The 15,925-nt window shown below is 42.9% G+C and carries 20 protein-coding genes; 14 read left to right on the forward strand and 6 right to left on the reverse strand.

Annotation, left to right across the window (positions count from 1 at the left end):
- Window positions 1–26 precede the first annotated feature (26 nt).
- Window positions 27–485 (reverse strand): Lrp/AsnC family transcriptional regulator, encoded by a 459-nt coding sequence (locus tag F4W09_RS13400; RefSeq protein ID WP_044738837.1) that lies wholly within the window; start codon window positions 483–485, stop codon window positions 27–29.
- Between the two features lie 136 nt (window positions 486–621).
- On the opposite strand from F4W09_RS13400, the gene F4W09_RS13405 reads away from it, so the two are divergent.
- The 5 genes from F4W09_RS13405 to F4W09_RS13425 all read left to right on the forward strand — a co-directional run bounded on the left by F4W09_RS13405 (window position 622) and on the right by F4W09_RS13425 (window position 4,606).
- Window positions 622–1,191 carry a LysE family translocator gene (locus tag F4W09_RS13405; protein WP_244948575.1) on the forward strand — a complete coding sequence of 190 codons (570 nt, stop codon included), beginning with the start codon at window positions 622–624 and terminating at the stop codon, window positions 1,189–1,191.
- A gap of 349 nt (window positions 1,192–1,540) precedes the next feature.
- The gene (locus F4W09_RS13410) at window positions 1,541–2,326 is read left to right on the forward strand and encodes an ABC transporter substrate-binding protein (protein ID WP_044738836.1); all 786 of its coding nucleotides are present in this window, start codon (window positions 1,541–1,543) and stop codon (window positions 2,324–2,326) included.
- A 92-nt stretch (window positions 2,327–2,418) separates the two neighbouring features.
- Window positions 2,419–3,108: an ABC transporter permease gene (locus F4W09_RS13415; protein ID WP_151505098.1), complete on the forward strand. Its 690-nt coding sequence runs from the start codon at window positions 2,419–2,421 to the stop codon at window positions 3,106–3,108.
- On the forward strand, window positions 3,105–3,818 hold the full coding sequence (locus F4W09_RS13420; protein WP_151505078.1) for an ABC transporter permease: 714 nt from the start codon (window positions 3,105–3,107) through the stop codon (window positions 3,816–3,818). The genes F4W09_RS13415 and F4W09_RS13420 overlap by 4 nt, the downstream gene beginning before the upstream one ends.
- An 11-nt stretch (window positions 3,819–3,829) precedes the next feature.
- Window positions 3,830–4,606: an ABC transporter ATP-binding protein gene (locus F4W09_RS13425; RefSeq protein ID WP_151505079.1), complete on the forward strand. Its 777-nt coding sequence runs from the start codon at window positions 3,830–3,832 to the stop codon at window positions 4,604–4,606.
- A gap of 224 nt (window positions 4,607–4,830) precedes the next feature.
- Here F4W09_RS13425 and F4W09_RS13430 read toward each other — a convergent pair whose 3' ends face one another.
- The 3 genes from F4W09_RS13430 to F4W09_RS13440 form a co-directional block, all read right to left on the reverse strand.
- Complete coding sequence (locus F4W09_RS13430; RefSeq protein ID WP_044738834.1) at window positions 4,831–6,105, reverse strand: replication-associated recombination protein A; 1,275 nt, start codon at window positions 6,103–6,105, stop codon at window positions 4,831–4,833.
- Between the two features lie 82 nt (window positions 6,106–6,187).
- On the reverse strand, window positions 6,188–7,090 hold the full coding sequence (locus F4W09_RS13435) for an alpha/beta hydrolase (protein ID WP_171492437.1): 903 nt from the start codon (window positions 7,088–7,090) through the stop codon (window positions 6,188–6,190).
- Window positions 7,091–7,176: 86 nt separating this feature from the next.
- Entirely contained in the window at window positions 7,177–7,629 is a 453-nt protein-coding gene (locus F4W09_RS13440) for a YcgN family cysteine cluster protein (RefSeq protein WP_016168907.1), read from the reverse strand.
- 188 nt (window positions 7,630–7,817) lie between these two features.
- On the opposite strand from F4W09_RS13440, the gene F4W09_RS13445 reads away from it, so the two are divergent.
- From F4W09_RS13445 to ahr, 8 genes are all read left to right on the forward strand, one after another.
- Window positions 7,818–7,976: a DUF1328 domain-containing protein gene (locus tag F4W09_RS13445; RefSeq protein ID WP_016168908.1), complete on the forward strand. Its 159-nt coding sequence runs from the start codon at window positions 7,818–7,820 to the stop codon at window positions 7,974–7,976.
- A gap of 293 nt (window positions 7,977–8,269) precedes the next feature.
- On the forward strand, window positions 8,270–9,010 hold the full coding sequence (locus F4W09_RS13450; protein WP_151505080.1) for a dienelactone hydrolase family protein: 741 nt from the start codon (window positions 8,270–8,272) through the stop codon (window positions 9,008–9,010).
- Window positions 9,011–9,085: 75 nt separating this feature from the next.
- The gene (locus tag F4W09_RS13455) at window positions 9,086–9,451 is read left to right on the forward strand and encodes an HIT family protein (protein ID WP_016168910.1); all 366 of its coding nucleotides are present in this window, start codon (window positions 9,086–9,088) and stop codon (window positions 9,449–9,451) included.
- A gap of 123 nt (window positions 9,452–9,574) precedes the next feature.
- Entirely contained in the window at window positions 9,575–10,603 is a 1,029-nt protein-coding gene (gene mutY, locus F4W09_RS13460; RefSeq protein ID WP_151505081.1) for an A/G-specific adenine glycosylase, read from the forward strand.
- A 65-nt stretch (window positions 10,604–10,668) separates the two neighbouring features.
- The gene (locus F4W09_RS13465; protein WP_016168912.1) at window positions 10,669–11,208 is read left to right on the forward strand and encodes a M23 family metallopeptidase; all 540 of its coding nucleotides are present in this window, start codon (window positions 10,669–10,671) and stop codon (window positions 11,206–11,208) included.
- A gap of 19 nt (window positions 11,209–11,227) precedes the next feature.
- A complete protein-coding gene (locus F4W09_RS13470; RefSeq protein ID WP_151505082.1) occupies window positions 11,228–11,473 on the forward strand; it encodes a hypothetical protein in 246 nt (81 codons plus the stop codon).
- Between the two features lie 25 nt (window positions 11,474–11,498).
- A complete protein-coding gene (locus F4W09_RS13475) occupies window positions 11,499–12,062 on the forward strand; it encodes a DNA-3-methyladenine glycosylase I (protein WP_151505083.1) in 564 nt (187 codons plus the stop codon).
- Window positions 12,063–12,088: 26 nt separating this feature from the next.
- Entirely contained in the window at window positions 12,089–13,126 is a 1,038-nt protein-coding gene (ahr, locus tag F4W09_RS13480) for an NADPH-dependent aldehyde reductase Ahr (RefSeq protein WP_151505084.1), read from the forward strand.
- Here ahr and F4W09_RS13485 read toward each other — a convergent pair.
- Window positions 13,096–14,538 carry an aminotransferase-like domain-containing protein gene (locus F4W09_RS13485; RefSeq protein WP_151505085.1) on the reverse strand — a complete coding sequence of 481 codons (1,443 nt, stop codon included), beginning with the start codon at window positions 14,536–14,538 and terminating at the stop codon, window positions 13,096–13,098. The genes ahr and F4W09_RS13485 overlap by 31 nt on opposite strands.
- Window positions 14,539–14,635: 97 nt before the next feature.
- Here F4W09_RS13485 and F4W09_RS13490 point away from each other — a divergent pair, with 97 nt between their 5' ends.
- Window positions 14,636–15,037, forward strand: coding sequence for a hypothetical protein (locus tag F4W09_RS13490; protein ID WP_151505086.1), 402 nt, complete (start codon window positions 14,636–14,638; stop codon window positions 15,035–15,037).
- Here F4W09_RS13490 and F4W09_RS13495 read toward each other — a convergent pair.
- Entirely contained in the window at window positions 14,997–15,887 is an 891-nt protein-coding gene (locus F4W09_RS13495; protein ID WP_151505087.1) for a LysR family transcriptional regulator, read from the reverse strand. The two genes, F4W09_RS13490 and F4W09_RS13495, sit on opposite strands and share 41 nt — an antisense overlap.
- Between the last annotated feature and the right edge of the window lie 38 nt (window positions 15,888–15,925).

Here is a 15,925-nt window from a genome sequence, read left to right on the forward strand (position 1 = left end):
ATCCTTTAAGTAAATTTTCCTGTTGTTCATACTTGAACACGCAAATCTTTGGTGGTGTCCATCACCAATAAACTGGTGATGGAGGAAATGGAAGGAATCGTGCCTAAGACATCGGTATGAAATTTTTTATAGGATTTTATATCAGTCACCTCGACTCGAAGTAAATACTCCACTGCCCCAGTAATAGTATGACACTCGGTGACTTCGGGTGCAGCCTCAATCACTTCCTCAAAATGCTTTAAAGATGCCTTGGAATGACTAGACAAGCCAATGGTCACATAGACAATTAATCCAATACCCAAAAGTGATCGATCAATAATGGCTTTGTAACCCTTAATCACCCCAATTTTTTCTAATTCCTGTACCCGACGCAAACATGCTGATGCGGATAAACCGACACGTTCAGCCAATTTAAGATTGGTTAAATGCGCATCGGCTTCCAACTCACACAATATTCTTCGGTCTAATCGGTCTAGCTCAATCATTTATTGCAAAACTATCTATTTTTAAGATCAATATACAACCAAATTGCTTAATCTGAACAATAAAATGTTTTTTATTTATGATGCAAAACACATGTCTCCTTCTCTATTTATCTCTTATTTACTTTTTTGTTTGGTCATGACCAGTACCCCAGGTCCGAATAATGCCCTTGTGCTAATTTCAGGAGCGCGCTTTGGGCTCCAGAAAACCCTACCTTTAATTCTAGGGATTGCCTTTGGTGTTGCCTTCCAACTTATGGTAATTGGTCTGGGACTTCATCAAGTATTTCTACATTTTCCCCAATTCCAGTCCATCTTAAGTCTGATTGGGTCCGCCTATATTCTCTGGCTGGCATGGAAAATTGCGTCCAGTGGTCCACTCAACGCGCGTCTAGATGAAAAACCTGCTATGGGATTTTTACAAGGCGCTGTTTTCCAATGGCTAAACCCTAAAGCATGGATGACGTCTATCAGTACCATCACAACCTACTTTGCCGCCAGCCAACAATCCACCGACATTGCCTATGCCGCCTTCATTCTAATGTTGATCTCGATTCCGTGTGTTGGTGTTTGGGCAATCGCAGGAAAATTTTTACGTCAATTGTTAATACAAGCTAAATTTGCCTTCATTTTTAATCTCAGTATGGCAATTGCATTACTCATCGCAGTTTTGCCCGTATGTTTTCAATTCATCACATTACAGCCTTAATATTCGGTCTAGGTTTTTCTAAACCCGAACCATTGTGAAGAAAAACTGTAAAAAAAAGCAGCAACTGTGTACGCCATAGCGCACAAAGCTTCCCGAGTTTTTCCACTATGTGCTATGGAATATTTTAAATATGATCAAGGATTGCGAATAGGATATTGCAATACAAAATTATTCTGGCCCGTAGAAAATACCCAAATTTCCACCGTTACAACGGCGTAAAGCTGAATAAATCACCAATAAATGGATATTTTGGTATATATGTTGCTTTTATTTCAAAGCAAAAGGTGGAGTAAATTTGTCTTCGTCTTATTTTTTGAAATTTGATTTTTTACGGATGCTAATATTTACGATGAAAAGCTGGCAAAAGAAAGTATTACTTTCAACAACGTTAATGCTGACAGCGCTTGGCAGCACAGTGCAAGCCAAAGAATGGAAAGTCATTCGTTTCGGTACGGAATCTGCTTACGCCCCTTTTGAATATAAAACCCCTGACAACAAATTGGTTGGTTTTGACATCGACCTAGGTAATGCCATTTGTGCCAAATTAAAAGCCAAATGTGTTTGGGTGGAAAATTCTTTTGATGGGATGATTCCTGCGCTCAAAGCGAAAAAATTCGATGGCATTTTATCTTCAATGACGGTCACTGCGGATCGTTCAAAACAGATTGCTTTCAGTAATAAAATTTACAACACACCAACCCGCATGGTCGCGAAGAAAGGTTCTCCATTATTGCCGACCCCTGCGTCCCTAAAAGGGAAACGTGTGGGTGTACAACAGGGTACCATTCAAGAGAGTTATGCAAAAGCCTATTGGGCACCTAAAGGTGTCAATGTAGTGCCTTATCCAAACCAAGATGTCCTTTATCAAGATATGGTGTCTGGACGTCTAGATGCAACATTACAAGATGCCATTATGGTTGATGGTGGGTTCCTTAAATCACCAAAAGGTAAAGCGTTTGGCTTTGCAGGTGGCAACGTGGTCGATGCGAAAACCCTTGGCGTAGGTGCCGCGATTGGCTTACGTAAAGAAGATGCTGATCTGAAAAAAGCCATTGATGGTGCTTTAGCCGCCATTATTGCCGATGGAACATACAAAAAACTCGAGAAAAAATACTTCTCCTTCAGTATTTATTGATGACAAAAATGTCGGTTTTAAACCGACATTTTTTATATACGACTGAATTTCATCAATATTCTATTTATAGTTTTTGTTCGGAGTAGATGAGTATGTTTTTGTCTGGTTATGGTCCCGTGTTGCTTGAAGGCACTTGGATGACCATACAGCTTGCATTGTTATCACTGTTACTATCCATCATGATTGGATTAGTGGGTGCAAGTTCTAAACTCTCTAGTCTTAAAATTGTCCGCTATGTTGCGACAGCCTACACCACGCTCATTCGAAGTGTTCCCGATCTGGTCATCATGCTGCTGCTATTTTATAGCCTGCAACTGGGACTAAACTCGATTACTGAATCACTGCAAATGGAACAAATTGATATCAATCCGTTTGTTGCAGGCGTAATTACCTTGGCATTTATTTATGGCGCGTATTTCACCGAAACGTTTCGGGGTGCATTTCAGGCGGTACCCAAGGGACAAATTGAAGCTGCTTATGCCTATGGTATGACTTCATTTCAAGTCTTTCGTCGTGTTTTATTTCCACAAATGATGCGTTTTGCCTTACCAGGTATTGGCAATAACTGGCAAGTCCTGATTAAAGCTACCGCACTGGTCTCACTCATTGGTTTAACCGATATTGTGAAAATTACCCAAGATGCAGGTCGTAGCACCATGCAGGTGTTTTACTTCAGTGTCATTGCCGCAGTGATTTATCTGGCGATCACTACCATTTCAAATTTAATTTTGATGTGGTTAGAACGTCGTTACTCGGTTGGTGTGAAAAAGGGACAACTATGATTGAAATTCTTCAACAATATTGGCAGTCATACCTTTGGACCGATGGTTTTCAAATGACAGGCGTCGCCATGACCGCATGGCTCTTGGTGCTCTCAATTGCGATAGGCTTTGTAGTGGCAGTCCCGCTATCCATTGCCCGCGTATCAGAAAATCCATTTTTACGCCTGCCTGTTTGGTTTTATACCTATGTATTTCGTGGCACGCCACTTTATGTACAACTACTGATTATTTACACGGGTATTTATAGCCTCGATTATATTCATGCCCATGAGCGTCTGGATGAATTCTTTCGCGAAGGACTCAACTGTACCATTTTGGCTTTTGCGCTGAATACCGCAGCTTATACCACGGAAATTTTTGCAGGTGCGATTCGCTCTATTCCTTATGGCGAAATTGAAGCCGCCAAAGCCTTTGGCATGTCTCCGTGGAAACGTTATACCCGTATTATCATTCCATCCATGTTACGCCGTGCATTGCCATTTTATGGTAATGAAGTCATTTTAATGCTGCATGCCACCACCATTGCCTTTACCGCAACCGTGCCTGATATTTTGAAAATTGCACGAGATGTGAATGCGGCAACCTATGCCACGTTTGATGCTTTTGGCATCGCGGCAATCTTATATGCATGTTTGGCATTTATCTTGATTTGGATTTTTCGTAAATTGGAACAACGCTGGTTGGCGTTTTTAAAACCATCGAATCATTAGGAGAAACATAGATGGAAAACTCAGCAAAACTGGTGATTCGTGATTTACATAAAACCTTCGGGGACAATGAAGTCCTAAAAGGTGTATCCCTAAATGCTAACGCAGGCGATGTCATTAGTATTATTGGTTCTTCAGGCTCAGGAAAAAGTACCTTCCTCCGCTGCATCAACTTCTTAGAACAACCGAGTCAAGGTTCCATTCAACTGAATGGCGAGCAACTCAATACTGTACTGGACAAATCAGGCAATTTAAAAGCGACTAGCCCAAAACAGTTACAAAAAATGCGCACCCAACTGATGATGGTGTTTCAGCATTTTAATTTATGGTCACATATGACCGTACTGGAAAACATCGTAGAAGGGCCGATTCATGTTTTGGGTTTAAAACGTGCCGAAGCGGAAGAACGCGCGCGTAAATACTTAAGAAAAGTGGGACTGGCTGAAAGTGTAGAAAGTAAATATCCATCCTTCTTATCGGGTGGGCAACAGCAGCGGGTGGCGATTGCACGTGCATTGGCGATGGAACCCGAAGTCATGTTGTTTGATGAGCCGACCAGTGCTTTAGACCCTGAACTGGTGGGAGAAGTATTGAAGGTCATGCAAAGTCTGGCAGAAGAAGGCCGAACCATGATTGTGGTGACCCATGAAATGGGCTTTGCTCGGCATGTCTCCAACCATGTGATTTTCTTGCATCAAGGTAAAATTGAAGAACAAGGTGACCCTAAAGAAGTCCTGATCAATCCCAAAAGTGAACGACTGAAACAGTTCCTTGAAGGCAATTTTAAATAAACACTTTGTAGGTTACAGCTTACAAAGATTCAGGAAGATGTCTTCTAGATCAGGTTCAATATTTTTCATATGATGGAGATATAGAGAACAGGATGTTCCAAAACATAAAACAATAATAATAAGTGACGCCACCAGGATGTGAGGTACGACAGGAGTTATACCTAAGCAGCGCATACGAAAAAGCCCGACAGGATGTCGGGCTTTTTTATTTGGACTACACAGCCTTATTGCTGCTGTTGTTCTTGCATCCAACGGCGTTGCTGTAAACGCTCACCTTCCACTTCACGTTTATTACGCGCAGATTCGTACAACTTGGTACCTTTCAATTCTGGAGGCAAATATTCTTGCATGACAAAATGCTCAGGGTAGTTATGCGGATATAAATAGTCCACCCCATAGCCTTGCTGTTTCATCAGTTTGGTTGGGGCATTACGTAAATGTAATGGCACTGGCAAATTCGCCGTTCTTTCTGCCAAATCGAGGGCTTTGTTAATTGCCAGATAAGTACTGTTGCTTTTGGCACTGGTCGCCAAATACACGGCACATTGTCCTAAAATAATCCGCGCTTCAGGCATACCCACCGCTTGCACCGAACGGAAACACTCTCCAGCCAAAAGCAAGGCATTCGGATTGGAGTTGCCGATATCTTCCGAAGAGGCAATCAGCATGCGACGTGCAATAAATACGGGGTCTTCCCCGCCTTTTAGCATCCGTGCCATCCAATATAAAGCCGCGTCTGGATCACTGCCGCGAATCGACTTAATAAAGGCCGAAACCAAGTCATAATGCTGTTCACCTGATTTGTCATACCGCGCAATATTTTGCTGTGCAACACGCACGACAATGGCATTGGTGATGATATTTTCAACGTCTGCTTCAAAGGTACTGGCTATTAGATCGAGTAAATTCAGTGCCTTACGTGCATCTCCTGCGGCAAACTGTAACAAGGCATCAAATTCTTCAATTTGAATAAAGCGTTGTTTTAAAAAATGATCTTGTTGTATCGCTCGTAGCATCAGTTCCTGAATCGCCTCATTACTGAGTGCATTTAAGGTATAAACCTGACAACGCGACAATAAGGCGCTATTGACTTCAAAGGAAGGATTTTCTGTAGTCGCACCAATCAGCGTAATCTTGCCCTTTTCCACTGCATTCAATAAAGCGTCTTGCTGTGATTTGTTGAAACGGTGAATTTCGTCAATAAATACCACAGGGGTCAGCAAATCACCACTTTCTGCAATGATTTCACGTAATTCTTTCACGCCCGTATTTAATGCCGACAGACTAACAAAAGGACGGTCTACCGCTTGTGCCAACAGCAAGGCAATGGTGGTTTTACCGACACCAGGCGGTCCCCAGAAAATAATTGAAGGTAAATGCCCTTGATCAATCATCTGGCGTAAAGGTGCCTGCTCGCCCAACAAATGATCTTGCCCAATAATTTCAGACAAATCACGAGGACGAAGACGTTCTGGAAGCGGAATCTGAGTGTCTGACATATGGTTATTTCAGCCAATGAAGGTGATTCTAGTCTACACTGGAATGCCAAGCAGACTGAATACCTGAATGTTTAAGATCCCACTAGAATAGCTGGTAATTTAAAATATCTAACAAAGAGGCTGCAAACATTTGTCCATGACTTAAATTTGGATAAAGCAACAGTTTGCTTTGTACCCCTTGTTGTTGAAAATGTGCAATCACATCTCGATTATCTTGCACCGTTTTCGGATTAAAATTTGGGCTTTTTGTCGCAGGATGATGTTGTGCTAAATCCCCTTCCATAATCCATAAAGTTTGGGCCTGATCATGCGACACTGCCTTAGTTTGCATATTTTTCAGAATACGGGCATCCGCCCACGACAAAGATGGACTTGCCGCAAAATAATGACTGAAGTATTGCGCGTGTATCAAACTATCTAATACAAATAGCCCACCATAAGAATGTCCCCATAAAGCTTGCCGTTGAGGATCTAATTTAATCTGTCCAGCCACCCAAGGTTGAATTTGGCTGAATAAGACTTCACGGAACTGTATGCTGCCCCCACTTAAGCGCTCAGGTCGACGGGGATCTGCTGTCATTTTTCCAGTTTCATCTGTTGGGGTATAATCCAAAGCACGTGCTGCTGTATCAAAAGGCAAGTCTGTATCATAGCCAATTGCAACCAAAACTGGTGCTTCACGCGTTGCTAAATGCTGCAATACATCTTCAGACAAATAAGACATCGCCGAATTACCGTCGAGCATGAATAATGCAGGAGAGACTCTTGCTGTTTGTTGGCGCGGAAGACCTAACCAGACTTTATAACGACGCTGCTGATCGGCAGATTGGAAATACTTCACCTGAAACTGATAGTAGGCGGAGCCCTGTTCTGCAATATTGGCTTTTAAGGGGGCTAGATTCGGTTTTGCCTGTACTTCGGCATGAATCAGCAAGCTAAAGCCACATATCAGTAACAGTGCAGACTTGCATGAGAAATGAAACACGACCAGACCTCGAAGAGCCTCTAAAGAGATCAAATAATATCCGTATTAAGAATCATTATCAATTAAAAATTTGTTTTATCTGCGGGTTAACGTACCCAACGCACAATATATTCGTCGATCTGTTCTTCATCGACTTCTGTCTCAGAGATACAACGACCTGCTGCCGACTTTCTGGCTTGAATGACACTCTGCCGCGAACCTGTATTTAAATAATGCCATGAAGGTAAACTTTTCCCTTCATTTAAACGCCGATATGCACAACTCGCAGGCAACCAGTGAATCTGTCTTAATTTCTCTGGCGTTAATTGAATACAATCTGGGACATAATCCAAGCGTTCAGGATAGTTGCTGCAACGTGCAGTTGTACAATCCAGTAGTTTGCACGCGACTTTGGTATACGCAACTTCTTGCGTATCTTCATCCTCTAATTTCACCAAACAGCATAAGCCACAACCATCGCATAAAGCCTCCCACTCTTGAGTATTCAGGGCTTCAAGCGGATATTTTTTCCAGAACTGCGGGCGTAATTCACTAGACATGGTGGGCAAAAACTAAAAATAACATGATCATTATATCAATAAAATCCTGCAACAATGCAGCAATCTCTTTTACGTTAAATCATAGACTTACTCCAATATGCGAACATTTTTTAGACAAAAGATCAACATTTTAAAGCGCTATCCAAACCTATACTGAGTGCAAGACAACAACAACATGGAGAAAACTTATGTTCCGTTGGGCGATTATTTTTGCAGTGATTGCATTAATTGCGAGCTTACTCGGCTTTGGTGGTGTTGCAGGGTTATCCAAAGACTTTGCGGTGATCTTATTGGTCGTTGCCGTCATTTTGGCGATCATCGGCTTTATTTCTAGAGGGAAAGCTTAGAATACGGTCATCAAATATACTTCATAAAAAAGAAGGATTTTTCCTTCTTTTTTTTTATGTTTAAAGGGCTAGTTTAAGCATAGAAACCGCGCGTTCTACTCATATTTTTTATTTTCACCCAATCAAAGATTTTTATTCATTTTTTTAATTTCAATAGTTTAAATAAATCAATCCAAATATATAGATGTTTTTTTACACTTCTTCAGCGCCATGACATGATTTTTTCAAAATCATGGATTATTTTATGCTTTAATCATTCAATTCTCATACTCAATAATACTAAGGACTAAGGAATGACCACCAACATTCAAACGCGTGAAATCGAATACACTGCTGCAGATGGGACGCGCTTAATTGGATATTTTGCTGCACCGAGCACGGCTGAACCTGTTGCAGGTGTTTTGGTTGCACCTGAATGGTGGGGACGCAATGAATATACAGAACAACGTGCACGCGAACTGGCCGAACATGGCTATGCAGCCTTTGCCATTGATATGTATGGCGATAAAAATGTCACTACATCTGCGGCACAAGCCAACGAATGGATGATGCAAACCTTCCAAGCTCCAGACACCATTGTGACTCGTGCGTCAGCAGGTTTAGCGACTTTGGCTGCACAAACCGAAGTAAATGCAGATAAACTGGCTGCAATTGGCTTCTGTTATGGAGGTAAAGTTATTTTGGATTTAGCACGTTCGGGTGCTGAACTGAAAGCTGTCGTGACCTTCCACGCCAACCTGTCAGCACAAGCACCTGCCCAAGCAGGTCAAGTTAAAGCTGAAATTTTGGTCTTACACGGTGAACTCGACAGCATGGTCAGCTTAGATGATGTTGCACATTTCCGTGAAGAAATGTATGCCGCTCAAGTCCCACATGAAGTCATTGTCTTTGAAGATGCAAAGCATGGTTTCAGTAACCCACAAGCAGATGAAAGAGCCAAAGCCAATGGTGTAGACTTAGGCTATAATGCTGAAGCGGAACGACAAGGGCTTGAAGCCATGTATGAACTACTACAACGTCGTTTAGCTGAATAAAAAAATAGAAACGTGGATGTTGGTTTTATCCAACATCATTTTTGAATTTGAATGCTTTATTAAGAGGACAAGATAATGACTGAGAACAACTGCCCATACTGCAATTTTGATGAGTTTGATATCATTGATAAAAATGAGTTTGGTGTAATTCTACCTGAACCAAATGCACTCTCTAAAGGACATTGCGTCATTATCCCTCTACGCCATGTCAGCTCTTTCTTTGATGTCACTGACAAAGAACGTAAAAGTTTAATGTCGCTTTTAGAACTGGCTCGCAATGAACTACAACTTCGTCATCAACCTACAGGTTTTCACATCGGCTTTAACGATGGCTCGGTATTTGGTGAAGCATCTGAACATTTGCACATCCACATTATCCCTCGTTACGATGACCAACCGCTAAAACTCGATGCGCGTTGGGGAATGTTAAGCGAAGCTTAATCTGCCACCATAAAAAAATGATGCGATCGCATCATTTTTTTATGCCTAAATTTCCTGTCGGGACTCAGCAAAAATCAGTACGGCTCCGCTATACTAAGTCGCTTGAAATTGTATAGAGTTCACATGTCTTCGTTTTCTTTCTCAGATGCCCTATTAGCTTGGTTCGATCTACATGGTCGACATGACCTACCTTGGCAAGTGGCAGATAATCCTTACCAAGTATGGGTTTCTGAGATTATGCTGCAACAGACACAAGTCAAAACCGTACTCCAATATTTTGCACGTTTTGTGCAACGCTTCCCCACTGTTGAAGATTTAGGCCGTGCCTCTTGGGATGATGTTGCTCCTTACTGGGCAGGTTTAGGCTACTATGCGCGTGCGCGTAATCTGCATAAGGCCGCAGCAATTGTGGCACAGCAGGGTCATTTCCCTAGCAGCTTAGAAGAATGGATGGCACTGCCAGGCATCGGACGCTCCACGGCGGGTGCCTTAATGTCCTTGGGATTACGACAATATGGCGTGATTATGGATGGTAACGTCAAACGCGTACTCGCCCGTTTCTTTGCCATTGAAGATGATCTTAGCAAACCTGTCCATGAACGTGCCCTGTGGCAACTGGCAGAACAACTGTGCCCAGAACAACGGAATCATGACTATACCCAAGCCATTATGGACTTAGGGGCAACCATCTGTACTCCAAAAAAACCGCTATGTCTGTATTGTCCCATGCAGCAACATTGCAAAGCCCATCAACAAGGTTTAGAAACAGAACTGCCATATAAGAAACCCAAGAAAGCCGTTCCTGTAAAATCGGCTCAAGTCATGGTATTGCAGTGCCAAGATCAATGGCTATGGTTACAGCGCCCCAATACTGGGTTATGGGGTGGATTATGGAGTCTACCCATCTATGAAGACCATGCTGAATTGACCCAAACCACACAAATGTTAGGTCTAAAACCAAACAGTAAGAATGCGCAAATTTCACATAGTTTTACGCATTTTACCTGGTTACTTGATGCGATTTGTTTCCACGTGGAACCAGAACAAAAAGAGCATATTGCCATTGAACTCTCAGGCACATGGTACACGCCACAAAAAGCTACACAAATGGGGCTGCCTACTGCCATGAAAAAATTGATCTCTGCCTTATAGATATGACATAGTCTGAAACTGAAAGTTTAGCTTCTTGAAAATCACAATAATCAAAAGGAAAAATTGTGCTTCGTCAGTTTGCGATTAGCAGTTTAACAATCAGTTTTTTGGTACTCACCGCCTGTACTTCGACACCCAAGAAAACAGGCTCTGGGCTGCCGCTCTCTACCGTTCAAGACCTACAACGCACACCGCTTAAATCGAACTTACCCATTCCTGTGCAAAATATTAAAACCAAACAATTGACCGATACATGGGGTGCTTCACGTAGCCAAGGGCGTCGACATGAAGGTATCGACATTTTGGCTCCACGTGGAACCAAAGTGTATAGCACTACCGATGGATTAATTGCTGACTTACGCGATAACAATTTGGGTGGTAAAGTAATTTGGGTGTTGGGGCCAAGTGGCTCTTGGCATTATTATGCACACTTAAATGAGCACAAACGTGGACTGGCCGTTGGGGATTATGTCAAAAAAGGCGATCTGATTGGCTATGTAGGCAACACTGGAAATGCTCGACATACTGCACCCCATTTGCATTATGGCATCTATTTAGAAGGCAAAGGCCGCGGTGCGGTCAATCCTTTTCCATATTTACGTTAATTTTTTTTAGGAAATACACATGTCTGAAGTGTTGATGAATCGTCTGGTTGAATTTGCAGAATCAGGCAATCAACAAAAAATTGTGGTTGCGGGACAAAGCTATCAGGGCTGGGTCATGGAAATTACCGAAGATGCCCTGTTGATTAGTACAGGTTTTGCAGACAAATCAGGCAAAGATTTCTGGATTTCGTTTAACGACTTACAACAAGCGTCCTTATCTTATTGGGATAACAAGACGGATCAATGGGTAGACTTCACTTTATAAATCGACAACAACATAGAGAGGAACAATGAATAAACAACGCTGTGGCTGGTGTACCGAGGATCCTCTCTACATTGCCTATCATGATCATGAATGGGGACAACCTGTGCATGATGAACAACATTTATTTGAAATGCTTTGTCTCGAAGGACAGCAAGCGGGGCTCTCTTGGATTACCGTACTGAAAAAACGGGAAAGCTATCGCCAACATTTTTTTCAGTATCCGATTCAACAGATTGCCGAGCTGAGCGATGCTGACCTAGAAGCCAAATTACAAGATGCTGGACTCATTCGACACATTGGCAAACTACAAGCCATTCGAGAGAATGCTCAAGCTTGGCAAAGCCTAAAACAACAAGAAAATGTCGTGGATTGGTTGTGGAATTTTGTCAGCCATAAACCTATTTTGAATGCTGTACCGAACTATAAAACGGCACCTGCACAAACTGACATTAGCCAACAAATGTCTAAGGCCTTAAAGAAAAAAGGCTTCAAATTTGTGGGGCCAACGACCTGTTATGCCTTTATGCAAGCCGTGGGTATGGTCGATGATCACGAAGATCATTGCCCCGCCAAAAATACAACAAAATAGTCCCCATAAAAATAGAGGATGCCATCATGAGTAATAATCTGATCAATAGCTATGCTGCCTTAGACGCGGGCGAGGCACTGGTACCCTTTCAATTTGATGCAGGCGAACTTCAAGCCCATCAAGTTGAAATTAAAGTGGAATATTGTGGACTCTGTCATTCGGATATTTCAGTGATTGACAACGAATGGCATAATTCAGTTTACCCTGTAATCGCGGGGCATGAAGTCATTGGCACCATTGTAAGAATGGGTTCTGAAGCTAAAGGATTACAGATCGGTCAACGCGTAGGGTTGGGTTGGACTGCGGAAAGCTGTCAATACTGTGATCAATGCGTGGCTGGACAGCCTGTATTATGCAGCAGTGGCAGCACTGCGACCATTGTGGGTCATGCGGGTGGCTTTGCCGATAAAGTCCGAGCAGCATGGCAATGGGTCATTCCGCTGCCTGAAGATTTAGACCCTGAAAGTGCAGGTCCTCTGCTCTGTGGTGGGATTACCGTTTTTGATCCTTTACTTAAGCATAATATTCAAGCCACCCATCATGTCGGTGTGATTGGCATTGGTGGCTTGGGGCATATGGCAATTAAATTACTCAAAGCTTGGGGTTGTGAAATAACCGCCTTTACTTCAAGTCTAGACAAGACCGATGAACTTAAAGCGATGGGCGCAGACCATGTCGTAAATAGCCGCGACAGTGCCGCGCTAAAACAACAACAAGGTAAATTTGATCTGTTACTCAGCACCGTCAACGTTACACTAGATTGGCGTGCTTACCTCGCAACTTTAGCACCGAATGGTACAGCACATATGCTGGGTGTGCCTCTGGAACCCATGCCAATTTCAGTCGGTTCCCTCATTGCAGGGGCAAAATCAGTGACTGGCTCACCGACAGGCTCACCTGCTGCATTACGTCAACTGCTTAAGTTCGCTGCACGTAAAAACATTGCACCACAAATTGAATTGTTCCCAATGTCACAACTGAATCAGGCGATAGAACGTTTGCACTCAGGCCAAGCCCGTTATCGGATTGTGCTTCAAGCCGACTTCGAATCAAGCACAACATAATCCAATTGTCGCCGAGTCCAAGCCGCCAAGCATTCAATTGCTTGACGGATCTCGGAGGATAATTCATGACCTGCATTTAAGCGGATGCAATTTTTATAACGCTGCTCTTCTCCAAAAACGATACCTGGCACAATGCTAATGCCTTGCTGTTGGGCATAACGATACAAATCCAAACTATGAATGGCTTCAGGCAACTGTAACCACAGCGCATAGCCGCCTTTGGGTTGATTCAAGCGAATGTCTATACCTGAAAAAGCCTGTATTAAAAATTGCCGATATTGCTCGACCTGTTGCATTAAACAGGGTTTTAAACGGTTTAAATGCTCTCGATAGGCGCGGCTATAAATCAGATCAGCCAAGCCCAATTGCAAGGGCGTATTCACCGCAACATGTCGAGTCAGAAGTTGTGCACGTAAATGGTTTAAACGTGACGGCATGCAAAACCACCCCACCCGATAAGCAGTAGATAAGGATTTGGAAACCGAACCACAGTAAATGACATAACCCTGTCGATCCCAGTATTGAATCGGCAATGGACGTTTTAAATCAAAACTGCATTCGGCATAAATATCATCCTCGATCACATAGCACTGATATTGAGCTGCCAACTGAGCAATTTTTTCCTTTTCTGCAGGGCTTAAACAAAAGCCCAGAGGGTTCTGAAAATTGGCGGTGAGTAAGCACGCTTTCGCCCCCGAATCACGCATCGCCTGTTCAAATCGATTCAGGTCAAAGCCATTGGCATGCGCTGGAACTTCAACAATTTTACGATTCAGACTCGCCAACAATTGCAACTGCCCGTTAAAGTTGGGTGTCGGTACAATAATGCTATCGCCTTCTTGGGTCAGAGTTTGGATCACCACCGACAAAGCTGGCATGCAACCATTGCTGATATAAATATCTTCAGCTGCCATATAAATGCCATCTTCTGCCCAATGCGCCGACAATGCTTCTCTTAAACGTCGATGTCCCTGTTTATCACTATACAAAAAATCTTCAGGTTTACTGTGCTTCAGCGCACGTTGAATAGAACGGCGGAGTGCCTCTACAGGCACTAAATTTGGCGAAAGCTGAATAGATCCCAAATGAATCATTTGGTCATGAATGGAGGCTTCTTGAATTTCTATTTGTAGTTCTAAATTAGACACTTCTCGGGCAGTCACCGCAAAATCGACATGCTGCGGAACAGCGACTGCCAAAGCTTGTGGTTGCACAAAGTAGCCCGCTTGAGGCTTGGCCGTAATTAAGCCTTGCGCCTCTAATAGTTCATAACAACTTTTGGCGGTATTGAGACTGACCTGTTGCGACTGGGCAAACTGACGTAACGAACTCAAACGCTGCCCTGCTCCCAACTCTCCTGCATAAATTTTCTGTGCTAACTGGTGTGCCAAATCACGATACTGAATGCCCATTACTGTACTCATTTTTTAATATATTTTGTATCTGTAACCAAGAATACACCTTCCCTATGCTAGGCGTACAGTTCATTTTTACTTGGGGGAAATCAACATGTATCGTTTTAGCTTGGTCGCATTCGCACTGTGTCTTTCGGCTTGCCAACCGAATACCTCCGTTTGGCAACAGCAACGTGATTTTATTTGTCAGTCTTTAATTGAAGGTTTTTTAAAAGCGTCTGGACAGCAGAATTTTGAGCTCGCGCAGAAAAGTGATGTCGTGGACAGCGTCATCCCGCAGCGCCTGTTTAGCTATCAATCTGGCTCAACACGCACCACCTTAATTGGTGAAACACAGCGAAAAGAGTTACGCTTTGTCTGTTGGAACGACGCACAGCATTTTGCGATTGCTCAACATGATCAGAACCGAGCACCACGACAAGCCTTGCTCACTGTACAGCTTCACTTGCCTAAAACTACAGATACATGGCAAGTTTCTGCGCCAAAAACTCAATGAACAAGCGAACCCGTTTCGGTAAGTGTTCTTGTTGATAGTACACCGCATGGATTTTTTGATATTGCAGTTCAATCTTATCTTCAAACAGGGCCACCAAACGTCCTGCACGGAGATCATCTTGAACCAAAAAACGCGATAAGCAGGTAATCCCAACACCGTTCAGCACCAACTGACGTACGGTTTCCCCATTCGATGCCTTGATTTTTGGATGAATATTAAGACGTTGTCCCTGCAACATTAAGGGCCAAGTATTTAAATGTGTAGGCTGGGTAAAACCGATCAAGGGGTGCTGCAATAACTGCTCAGGCTGGTTGGGCGTGCCATGTTGGGTTAAATAATCAGGACTGGCCACAATATATAGGCGGCTACGGCACAACAGTTTGGCATGTAAGCTGGAATCATTTAACTCGCCAAAACGAATCGCCACATCGGTTTTATGTTCTAGTAAATCAATAATCTGATCGTGATTATTCAATTCAATTTCAATTTTCGGATATTGCTGCATAAACTCTTGAATCAGTGGCACAATCACATGCAGCACAAAGGGCGTCGCAGAATCGACCCGAATGAGACCTGAAATATCATGATCAGATTTTAATAAAGCATCTTCAGCTTCGGTCAAATCATTCAAAATCTTACGCGATTTTTCCAGAAACAACTGCCCTTCTTGCGTCAGTTTCAACTTGCGCGTAGTCCGTTCCAACAGGGTCACATTGAGTTTGCTTTCCAAACGCTGCAAGGCACGACTAACACCTGATGTGGTTTGTCCTAATTGCTCCGCAGCTTTCACAATCGAGCCACTTTCGACAATCTGAACAAAAGCATTTAATTCTTCAATGGTCGATTTCATCGTCATTTTATTGATTATTGGTCAACAATATTTTGCAA

Origin of the sequence: Acinetobacter tandoii (assembly GCF_008867985.1) — a bacterium.
GTDB classification, from domain to species: Bacteria; Pseudomonadota; Gammaproteobacteria; order Pseudomonadales; family Moraxellaceae; genus Acinetobacter; species Acinetobacter tandoii.

Excerpts from the sequence above, each read along its gene's own strand:
- F4W09_RS13410 (WP_044738836.1), top strand. The coding sequence starts at position 1,541 with ATGAAAAGCTGGCAAAAGAAAGTATTACTTTCAACAACGTTAATGCTG.
- F4W09_RS13415 (WP_151505098.1), top strand. The coding sequence starts at position 2,419 with ATGTTTTTGTCTGGTTATGGTCCCGTGTTGCTTGAAGGCACTTGGATG.
- F4W09_RS13405 (WP_244948575.1), top strand. The coding sequence starts at position 622 with ATGACCAGTACCCCAGGTCCGAATAATGCCCTTGTGCTAATTTCAGGA.
- F4W09_RS13470 (WP_151505082.1), top strand. The coding sequence starts at position 11,228 with ATGTCTGAAGTGTTGATGAATCGTCTGGTTGAATTTGCAGAATCAGGC.
- F4W09_RS13490 (WP_151505086.1), top strand. The coding sequence starts at position 14,636 with ATGTATCGTTTTAGCTTGGTCGCATTCGCACTGTGTCTTTCGGCTTGC.
- F4W09_RS13420 (WP_151505078.1), top strand. The coding sequence starts at position 3,105 with ATGATTGAAATTCTTCAACAATATTGGCAGTCATACCTTTGGACCGAT.
- F4W09_RS13450 (WP_151505080.1), top strand. The coding sequence starts at position 8,270 with ATGACCACCAACATTCAAACGCGTGAAATCGAATACACTGCTGCAGAT.
- F4W09_RS13425 (WP_151505079.1), top strand. The coding sequence starts at position 3,830 with ATGGAAAACTCAGCAAAACTGGTGATTCGTGATTTACATAAAACCTTC.
- F4W09_RS13495 (WP_151505087.1), bottom strand. The coding sequence starts at position 15,887 with ATGAAATCGACCATTGAAGAATTAAATGCTTTTGTTCAGATTGTCGAA.
- ahr (WP_151505084.1), top strand. The coding sequence starts at position 12,089 with ATGAGTAATAATCTGATCAATAGCTATGCTGCCTTAGACGCGGGCGAG.
- F4W09_RS13475 (WP_151505083.1), top strand. The coding sequence starts at position 11,499 with ATGAATAAACAACGCTGTGGCTGGTGTACCGAGGATCCTCTCTACATT.
- mutY (WP_151505081.1), top strand. The coding sequence starts at position 9,575 with ATGTCTTCGTTTTCTTTCTCAGATGCCCTATTAGCTTGGTTCGATCTA.
- F4W09_RS13485 (WP_151505085.1), bottom strand. The coding sequence starts at position 14,538 with ATGGGCATTCAGTATCGTGATTTGGCACACCAGTTAGCACAGAAAATT.
- F4W09_RS13455 (WP_016168910.1), top strand. The coding sequence starts at position 9,086 with ATGACTGAGAACAACTGCCCATACTGCAATTTTGATGAGTTTGATATC.
- F4W09_RS13430 (WP_044738834.1), bottom strand. The coding sequence starts at position 6,105 with ATGTCAGACACTCAGATTCCGCTTCCAGAACGTCTTCGTCCTCGTGAT.
- F4W09_RS13440 (WP_016168907.1), bottom strand. The coding sequence starts at position 7,629 with ATGTCTAGTGAATTACGCCCGCAGTTCTGGAAAAAATATCCGCTTGAA.
- F4W09_RS13400 (WP_044738837.1), bottom strand. The coding sequence starts at position 485 with ATGATTGAGCTAGACCGATTAGACCGAAGAATATTGTGTGAGTTGGAA.
- F4W09_RS13445 (WP_016168908.1), top strand. The coding sequence starts at position 7,818 with ATGTTCCGTTGGGCGATTATTTTTGCAGTGATTGCATTAATTGCGAGC.